Source organism: Flavobacterium sp. (assembly GCF_043773265.1).
Taxonomy (GTDB): Bacteria; Bacteroidota; Bacteroidia; order Flavobacteriales; family Flavobacteriaceae; genus Flavobacterium.
On the sequence record NZ_JAYVFH010000243.1, the window covers coordinates 1 to 8,269 of the forward strand.

The window sequence follows — 8,269 nt, forward strand, 5'->3', positions numbered from 1 at the left end:
CCGTTTCTTTATCTATCATGGCACAAATAATATTGAATCAAAAGAAGAAAATAAACACATAAAAAAAACCATAAACTCTAAAAGAATTTATGGTTATACTATTAAAAGTAAACTTAAATTATTTTTTACTCCATTCTTTAATACTGTCGTTATTCATTTTTATATAGTCATCATTTTTCTCTTTTTCAGCACCAGCAAGAGATAATTTTGCAGTAGCAATTGCTCCTGTTTTATCACCCAATTGAGCTTGAATTAATGATTTTTGACGCAATTGCCAAAACGGAACATCATCGCCAGCTTTTACCATTGAAACTGCTTTATTAACATATTCTAATGCTTTGTTTAAATCACCATTTGATTGGTAAAAATATTGTGCAGAAGAAAAATAATCACCAGCAGTTGGTCCAGCCAAAGCTTTGTTAATACTTGCAATTGCAGATTTTTGAGTTGGCACATCAAATTTTACTGAAACCATCGTTTTTTCCCAAGAAATGTCTAGCGTAGCACTGTCATTAGTTAAATTATTAATACCAATTGTAAAACTCTCTACATTATTACTTAGCATTACTGGATTTACATTTGTTCTTACAGCAACTTTATTTTCATCCCAATTTTCTGGTGTTCCCCAATTATCTGTTGATGTATAAAAAACAACTTCCCACATATCTGCTTTTGGAGTCGTATATAAAGCATATTTTCCTTTTTTCAAAGTTGCTCCATTTATCACTACATCATCACTAAAAGATACTGTTGTATTAGAATTTGCTCCTGTTCTCCAAAGTTTTCCAAAAGGTACTAAATCACCAAAAACAGTTCTTCCTTTTGCACTTGGTCTAGAATAATCAACAGTTACATCTGTTAAACCAACTATTTGATTTAGAGTAGATTTTGGGCTTGGTTGTGGTGTTTTAACCTGTGCTTCAATTGCATAATTTGCAATCATCATTGCTAATACAAAAAATATTTTTTTCATAATTATTAAAATTTAGTTTGTCAAATTTACAAAATTGTATTTTCTCTAAATGTTAATATAAACTTAAAATCAATTAATTTTGTTTAACAAATATTAAAAATAATTAAACAATTTGTATTTTTACATCCAAATAAATTAGATTCAAAATGAAAATTTACAGATTACACACCAAACAAAATTTACCAATCACATTAGATCAAGCTTGGGATTTACTTTCAGATCCCAAAAATCTCCAAAAAATTACTCCCAAATATATGGGTTTTAGGATACTTTCTGGTGCTGATAAACCAATGTATCCGGGACAAATTATTCAATATATAGTAACTCCAGTTTTAGGAATACCTGCAAAATGGGTTACAGAAATTACTCATGTGGTTGATAAAAAATATTTTGTTGACGAACAACGTTTTGGTCCTTATGCACTTTGGCATCACAAACATTTTATAAAAGAAATTCCTGGTGGCGTTGAAATGGAAGATATTATAGATTATAAAGTTCCAATGGGAATTTTGGGACAATTGGTACATCCGTTTCTTGTTAAACCAAAATTGAATGAAATATTTGAATATAGAAGAAAAAAATTAATTGAAATGTTTGGTGAATATAAAAGCTAAAGTTTAAAAATTCAAATTCAAAAATAAATAACTAAGCATCGAGAGATGCTGAAATAAATTCAAAAATAAATAACTAAGCATCGAGAGATGCTGAAATAAATTCAGCATAAAATGAAAAATATAGTATTAATTGGCGGTTCATATGGAATTGGATTTGCTATTGCAAAAGAAATACAAGCAGGAAATAATGTATTTATAGCTTCAAGAACTAATGAAAATTTATCAGATTTAAATGTAAATTATATTAAGTTTGATGCATCAACAGATTCATTAGATATTTCATCTTTACCAGAAGTTATTGACGGTTTAGTTTATTGTCCTGGAAGCATCAATTTGCGACCATTTCGTGGCTTAAAACCAGAAGTTTTTGAAGAAGATTTACAAATAAATTTCATAAGCATGGTGAAAGTAATTCAAGCAGTTTTGCCTAACTTGACAGCTTCTAATCAATCAAGTATTGTATTATTTAGTACAGTTGCAGTAAAAATGGGAATGCCTTTTCATACTAGTGTTTCAGCATCAAAAGGCGCAATTGAAGGTTTTGCAAAAGCGTTGGCTGCCGAATATGCACCAAAAATTAGAGTAAATGTAATTGCTCCTTCTTTAACAGATACTCCTTTGGCAAATAAATTCTTAAATTCTGATGAAAAAAAGGAGAAAACTGCTTTAAGAAATCCGATGAAAAAAGTTGGAACTTCTGACGATATTGCTCAAATGGCGAGTTTTTTATTATCAGATAAAAGCAATTGGATTACTGGACAAATTTTTAATGTTGATGGTGGAATGTCAACACTTTTAGTTAATTAATAACAATATAAATTCAATTGCAATATCAATCTCAATGTCAAAAATCAATAAAAGATATTGTTATATAAATTTAAAATTGATTTTTGAAGTTGATTTTTGCAATTGAAATAATAAAAAAAATGAACATATTCTGGTTTAGAAGAGATTTACGATTAGACGACAACGTTGGCCTTTTTCACGCTTTAAATGCTAATGAAGAAGTATTACCTATATTTATTTTTGATGATTCGATACTTTCGCAATTGCCAAAAGACGATGCTCGTGTAACTTTTATTCACAATCAGTTAGAGAAAATTCAGAAGCAATTTAAGGAAATCGGAAAATCGTTAGCCGTTTTTCATGGCAAACCATTTGATGTTTACAAGAAATTAATTTCTGAAAATAAAATAAAAACTGTTTCCACAAATCACGATTACGAACCTTATGCAAGAAAACGTGATTTAGAATTATTTCATCTTTTTAAAGAAAATAATATTGAATTTAAAACAAGTAAAGATCAAGTTATTTTCGAAAAATCTGAAGTTGTAAAAGACGATGGAACTCCTTATGTAGTTTACACTCCATATTCAAATAAATGGAAAGATAGGTTCAAACAAATTAAATTAATCAATTACAAATCAGAAGATTTTTTGGATAAAATTGCACTTCACTCTTATCCTTTTATTAGTTTATCAGACATAGGTTTTGAAACTTCATCAATAAAGGTTACACCATTTGATATTTCAAATGATTTGATTGATAATTACCAAGCAACTCGAAATTTTCCTGCTTTAAATAAAACGTCTTACTTAGGAATTTATTTAAGATTTGGTACAGTTTCCATAAGAAAAATGATTGCAAAAGCAATTGAAAGTAATAATGAAACATTTTTTAAAGAATTGATATGGCGTGAGTTTTTTATGCAAATTCTTTGGCATTTTCCTAATACAACTAAATCCAGTTTCAGACCAAAATACGATGCTATAGTTTGGAAAAATAATGAAGATTTATTTCAAAAATGGTGTGATGGAAAAACAGGATATCCTTTTGTTGACGCTGGAATGCGCGAATTAAACGCAACAGGACATATGCATAATCGTGTGCGAATGATTACAGCAAGTTTTTTATGCAAACATTTATTAATTGATTGGCGTTGGGGTGAAACTTATTTTGCAACAAAATTATTAGATTATGAGCAAGCAAGTAACGTTGGAAATTGGCAATGGGCAGCAGGAAGTGGTGTTGATGCAGCTCCATATTTTAGAATTTTTAATCCGACAGAGCAAATAAAAAAATTTGATAAAGACTTAATATACATTAAAAAATGGATTCCAGAATTGGAAACTTTAAATTATCCACAACCAATTGTAGACCATAAAGAAGCTCGAGAACGCTGCTTGAGAGTTTATAAAGAAGCAGTTGGATAGAATTACAAATTTTTGGGTTTACATTCTCCTCCTCTGGAAGAATATCCGAAGGTCAAGGTGACTTTAAAATTGTATAAAAAAATAAACATTTAATATTCTCCTCCTCTGGAAGAATGTCCGAATGACGAGGTGGAAAAATATAAATAAAAAAAATGAATATCTATTTAATAGAATAATGTTCAATAATAAATTTTTCAAGTTCATTCATAACATTTTCTAAATCGTGAAGAACTCTAATATTAGTAGTTTTAAAGATTTTCAATCCCAAAGAAATTAAATAGTCCTAAAGTCTTTACATAAAAATCTACAATAAAATTTCCAATTATTCATTGTTTATCAAAATCTATTGAATAAAATTTTCTTTTGTGAACTTGCTGTCAAAATACAACTTCCGAGTAGTTTCCTGCTTTTTTTAATGCTCTTGCACGAGATTTTAATTTAATATTATAGGGTAAATTTTCAACGAAATTTCTTTTAATTGGAATAGTATTTATGTAAGCAGTTATTTCGATTACCTTTTTTATTAAAGTTTAAAGCCACCTTGACCTTCGGCCAACTCTACAAAGAAGAGGAATTCTAAATCTACAAATTTCTAATTCTTTCAAAACTCAATTCTTTAAAATCGCTAATAACAAAATCAGAAGTAGAATAATCTTGCAGTTGAGAATGCAAACTTTTATAACCCACACACAAAATATTGGCAGCATTTGCAGCAAGAATTCCGTTAGTACTGTCTTCTATTACGATGCAATTTTGGACAGATGTTTGAGATAATTCAGCAGCTTTTAAAAAAATGGCTGGATGTGGTTTAGATTTTGGAAAATCTTCACCAGAAACTTTATGAGTGAAATATTGATTCAAATTAAATCGATTGAAAATCTTATTGATAGTAACATTTGCAGATGATGATGCTAATACTAATTGCATTCCGTTACTGTGTAATTCTTTAATTAAATCTTCAACACCATCCAACAAATACAAATCTTCTTTATTATCAAACGCTTCGTCAAAAAAACATCTTTTTGTTTCAACTAATGTTTGAACATCTTGTTCTAAATTGAAAATTGTTTTCAATCGCTCATAAATATTCTTAGTTGAATTTCCTGTAAAAGAAGCATACATTTCTGGAGAAACATCAATATTTAATTGTTTAAAATGCTGAACGTAAGCATAATGATGTACTGGTTCTGTATCTACAATTACACCATCCATATCGAAAATTACTGTTTTTATCATGTTACTTTTGCCACAATGGCGCTAAGACTCTAAGTCTTTTTTATGTTTTAGATTTTATATATAATTATGAATAACTATTTTACTATTATATTTAACATAATTTTTGTTATTTCGACGAAGGAGAAATCACATTCTATATGTCTAAAATTTAAGTAGTAAGATTATTAAATTTCTTCTTGGTCGAAATGACAAAATTGAGGATTTATTTTTCTTTCTTAATCAAATATCGAATCACCGTTTCTGCCATATACAATCCAAAAAGTCCTGGCATATAACTGTTTGTACCATAAAATGATTTTTTATAGTTACTTCCATCGGTCATTTTTAAACTGCTTTCATCTTGAATTTCTGATGAAAAAACTACTTTTAGTTTGTCAATTTTATACTCTTTTAATCTTCTTCTGATGGTTTTGGCAAACATGCAATTTACGGTATTAGTAATGTCGGCAACTTTTACTTTTGCTGCTTCCATTTTTCCGCCTGCACCCATACTCGAAATTATTTTTACACGTTTGCGTTTGGCACCAATTATTAAATTTAATTTTGGCGTTACACTATCGATACAATCTAAAACGTAATCATATTTTTCTTCTACTATTTCAAATGCTCTTTCTGGCGATAAAAATTCTTGGACTTTCGTCAAATTTAACTCTGGATTTATATCTAATAACCTTTCACCTACAACTTCAATTTTAGACAAACCTACAGTTGAATGCAGTGCTGGTAATTGCCTATTAATGTTTGTAATATCTACAACATCACCATCTACAATTGTTAGATTTCCAACTCCTGCGCGAGCCAAAAACTCGGCAGCAAATGATCCAACACCACCAACGCCAACTACTAAAACATTAGCATTTTTTAGATTTTCTAATCCTTCTTTTTTGAATAATAATTCAGCTCTTTCTTGCCACTTTGCCATTCTTTTTTTTTTGCGAGGCACGAAGCAATCTCGTCCTCTTTTTATTGATTATTGTTTCATTTATATTGAATTCCCTCGACTGCGCTCGGGATGACAAATATTATGTATTAAAAACTGTCTTAAAATTTGAATCTACAATTTTTATTAAATCTTCAATTTTTATTTTTTTATATTTTGCTGCTAATTGATAAACTTCTTCTAAAGTTGCATTGATTGTATCTGTTTCTAAGAAAAATTTATCGTTTGGAATAGATTTAAAAACGGCTTCCATAACTTTATTCTGTAATAAATATTTTCCAAAGGAAATATAAAATCCGTTATCTATTAACTGCTTTACTACTTGCTCGTTTTTAGAAAATCCGTGAATAATTATTGGAACATTAATTTTTAATCGGTTTTTGATTTCTATTACTTCGTCAAATGCTGCAACTAAATGCAAAACTAATGGTTTTTTATATTTTTCTGCTAATAGAATTTGTTTTTCAAAAACTTCAATTTGTAATGGTAACTTAATTTCTATTCGTTTATCTAATCCACATTCGCCAAGTGCCAAACATTGTTTTAATTGAAGCTTTTCTTCTATGATTTTTAAGTCTGCTTCTACTCTACTTTCATCAATATACCAAGGATGAATTCCGATAGAATAATTGGGAATATCTTCTTTAAAATCCCACGGATATTGATTTACCAATTCTAAAATATCAGAATTGTTAGTAAATTTATGTGTGTGCAAATTGAAGAATTTCATTTAGCAAAAATAATTTATTAGTTAGAAATGTAAACACTATTTTACTTTTATTTTTTATTACTATTTTTAATAGATTAAGACAGAATTTTGGATAAATTCCTAACTATTACTGATGTGTTAGCCCAGATTACTTCACTAAACGTTTATTTTAATTTGTGTTCAGTGAACTTCGTTTGCAAAGGCATCCTTTTATAAAATTACTTAGCATTTTTCTTGACAAGTAATTTTATAAAAGATATAGTGAAAAGCTGGAAATAGCTCCTAAAAAACAACTAAATTTGCATTTTACATCTTTTATGATTGCAAGAGCTTTTCAAAAATACATCAATAATTTTAGAGGTTTTTCGAGAGAAATCTGGATTTTAACACTTGTTACTTTTATTAATCGTGCAGGAACGATGGTTTTGCCTTTTTTGTCGAAATACTTGAAAGAAGATTTGCATTTTACTTATGGTCAAGTGGGTTGGATTATGGTTTGGTTTGGACTTGGATCTATGGCTGGTTCTTGGCTTGGTGGTAAACTTTCGGACAAAATTGGGTTTTATAGAATTATGATTTTTAGCTTGTTTGTTAGTGGTTTGATGTTTTTTGGGTTGCAATATATTACAAGTTTTGTTGGTCTTTGTGTTGCAATGTTTATGATTATGTTGGTTGCCGATATGTTTCGTCCTGCTATGTTTGTGTCTCTGAGCGCTTATGCAAAACCAGAAAATAGAACGCAAGCATTGACTTTGGTTCGACTTGCAATAAATCTTGGATTTGCGCTTGGACCAGCTTTGGGCGGATTGATTATTATGAATATGGGTTATAAAGGTTTGTTTTGGGCTGATGGTGGAACTTGTATTTTGGCGATTATTGTTTTTGGTCTTTTGGTAAAAGAAAAGAAAAAAGAGAAGCAATCTAAAGAGGCGAGAGAAGCAAAATGGCTTTTGGAAACCAATAGAGAATCGGTTTTTAAAGACAAACCATTTTGGGTTTTCTTGGGTTGTTGTGTTGTAACTGGCATTTTATTTTTTCAATTATTTACTACAATTCCTTTGTATCACAAAGAACAATTTGATTTGACTGAACTACAAACCGGACTATTATTAACAATGAATGGTGTTTTGGTTTTCTTTCTAGAAATGCCAATTGTAAATTATATTGAAAGAAATAAACTTGATAAAGTGAGAGTGGTTTCTATTGGTTGTTTGATGATGGCAATTAGTTTGTTTTTAATGCTAGTAAATACTTGGGCTGGAATACTTATTATCATGATGTTGTTTATGACATTTGCCGAGATGTTCTCGTTTCCTTTTTCTAATTCGTTTGCAATGAGTCGCGCACCAAAAGGTCATGAAGGCAGATATATGGCTATTTTTACTATGAGTTTTAGTTTGGCTCATATCTTGAGTGCTAAAGTTGGAATGGCAATTATTGCTGGTTATGGTTATCAAATAAACTGGCTTTTTATGGGAATTTTGGGATTGATTGGAACTTATTTAGGATTTTGGGTGATTAGATTGGTTGCTCAAGAAAAACAAAAATATCCTGGACTTACTAGAGAAGTAAAAACTACGTTTG

Annotated in this window: 8 protein-coding genes; 4 read left to right on the plus strand and 4 right to left on the minus strand. The window is 29.4% G+C overall.

Annotated elements, in window-relative coordinates; genetic code table 11:
- Nucleotides 1-118: 118 nt before the first annotated feature.
- The gene (locus tag ACH2BO_RS13060; RefSeq protein ID WP_395045172.1) at nt 119-973 is read right to left on the minus strand and encodes a DUF2911 domain-containing protein; all 855 of its coding nucleotides are present in this window, start codon (nt 971-973) and stop codon (nt 119-121) included.
- 146 nt (nt 974-1,119) lie between these two features.
- Here ACH2BO_RS13060 and ACH2BO_RS13065 point away from each other — a divergent pair, with 146 nt between their 5' ends.
- From ACH2BO_RS13065 to ACH2BO_RS13075, 3 genes are all read left to right on the plus strand, one after another.
- Nucleotides 1,120-1,587, plus strand: coding sequence for an SRPBCC family protein (locus tag ACH2BO_RS13065; RefSeq protein WP_395045173.1), 468 nt, complete (start codon nt 1,120-1,122; stop codon nt 1,585-1,587).
- 111 nt (nt 1,588-1,698) lie between these two features.
- The gene (locus ACH2BO_RS13070) at nt 1,699-2,394 is read left to right on the plus strand and encodes an SDR family NAD(P)-dependent oxidoreductase (RefSeq protein WP_395045174.1); all 696 of its coding nucleotides are present in this window, start codon (nt 1,699-1,701) and stop codon (nt 2,392-2,394) included.
- Nucleotides 2,395-2,513: 119 nt separating this feature from the next.
- Complete coding sequence (locus ACH2BO_RS13075) at nt 2,514-3,800, plus strand: cryptochrome/photolyase family protein (protein WP_395045175.1); 1,287 nt, start codon at nt 2,514-2,516, stop codon at nt 3,798-3,800.
- A 582-nt stretch (nt 3,801-4,382) separates the two neighbouring features.
- On the opposite strand, the gene ACH2BO_RS13080 is transcribed toward ACH2BO_RS13075, so the two are convergent.
- The 3 genes from ACH2BO_RS13080 to ACH2BO_RS13090 all read right to left on the minus strand — a co-directional run bounded on the left by ACH2BO_RS13080 (nt 4,383) and on the right by ACH2BO_RS13090 (nt 6,706).
- Nucleotides 4,383-5,036: an HAD family hydrolase gene (locus ACH2BO_RS13080; protein ID WP_395045176.1), complete on the minus strand. Its 654-nt coding sequence runs from the start codon at nt 5,034-5,036 to the stop codon at nt 4,383-4,385.
- A gap of 202 nt (nt 5,037-5,238) precedes the next feature.
- Complete coding sequence (locus tag ACH2BO_RS13085) at nt 5,239-5,958, minus strand: ThiF family adenylyltransferase (RefSeq protein ID WP_395045177.1); 720 nt, start codon at nt 5,956-5,958, stop codon at nt 5,239-5,241.
- Between the two features lie 100 nt (nt 5,959-6,058).
- A complete protein-coding gene (locus ACH2BO_RS13090; protein ID WP_395045178.1) occupies nt 6,059-6,706 on the minus strand; it encodes a TatD family hydrolase in 648 nt (215 codons plus the stop codon).
- A gap of 296 nt (nt 6,707-7,002) precedes the next feature.
- On the opposite strand from ACH2BO_RS13090, the gene ACH2BO_RS13095 reads away from it, so the two are divergent.
- Nucleotides 7,003-8,269 (plus strand): MFS transporter (locus ACH2BO_RS13095; protein WP_395045179.1); only part of this gene is annotated, 1,267 nt, incomplete at its 3' end.

Bases quoted from the DNA above. Each gene is read 5' to 3' on its own strand.
- ACH2BO_RS13070 (WP_395045174.1), top strand. From the start codon at position 1,699: ATGAAAAATATAGTATTAATTGGCGGTTCATATGGAATTGGATTTGCT.
- ACH2BO_RS13075 (WP_395045175.1), top strand. From the start codon at position 2,514: ATGAACATATTCTGGTTTAGAAGAGATTTACGATTAGACGACAACGTT.
- ACH2BO_RS13060 (WP_395045172.1), bottom strand. From the start codon at position 973: ATGAAAAAAATATTTTTTGTATTAGCAATGATGATTGCAAATTATGCA.
- ACH2BO_RS13085 (WP_395045177.1), bottom strand. From the start codon at position 5,958: ATGGCAAAGTGGCAAGAAAGAGCTGAATTATTATTCAAAAAAGAAGGA.
- ACH2BO_RS13065 (WP_395045173.1), top strand. From the start codon at position 1,120: ATGAAAATTTACAGATTACACACCAAACAAAATTTACCAATCACATTA.
- ACH2BO_RS13080 (WP_395045176.1), bottom strand. From the start codon at position 5,036: ATGATAAAAACAGTAATTTTCGATATGGATGGTGTAATTGTAGATACA.
- ACH2BO_RS13090 (WP_395045178.1), bottom strand. From the start codon at position 6,706: ATGAAATTCTTCAATTTGCACACACATAAATTTACTAACAATTCTGAT.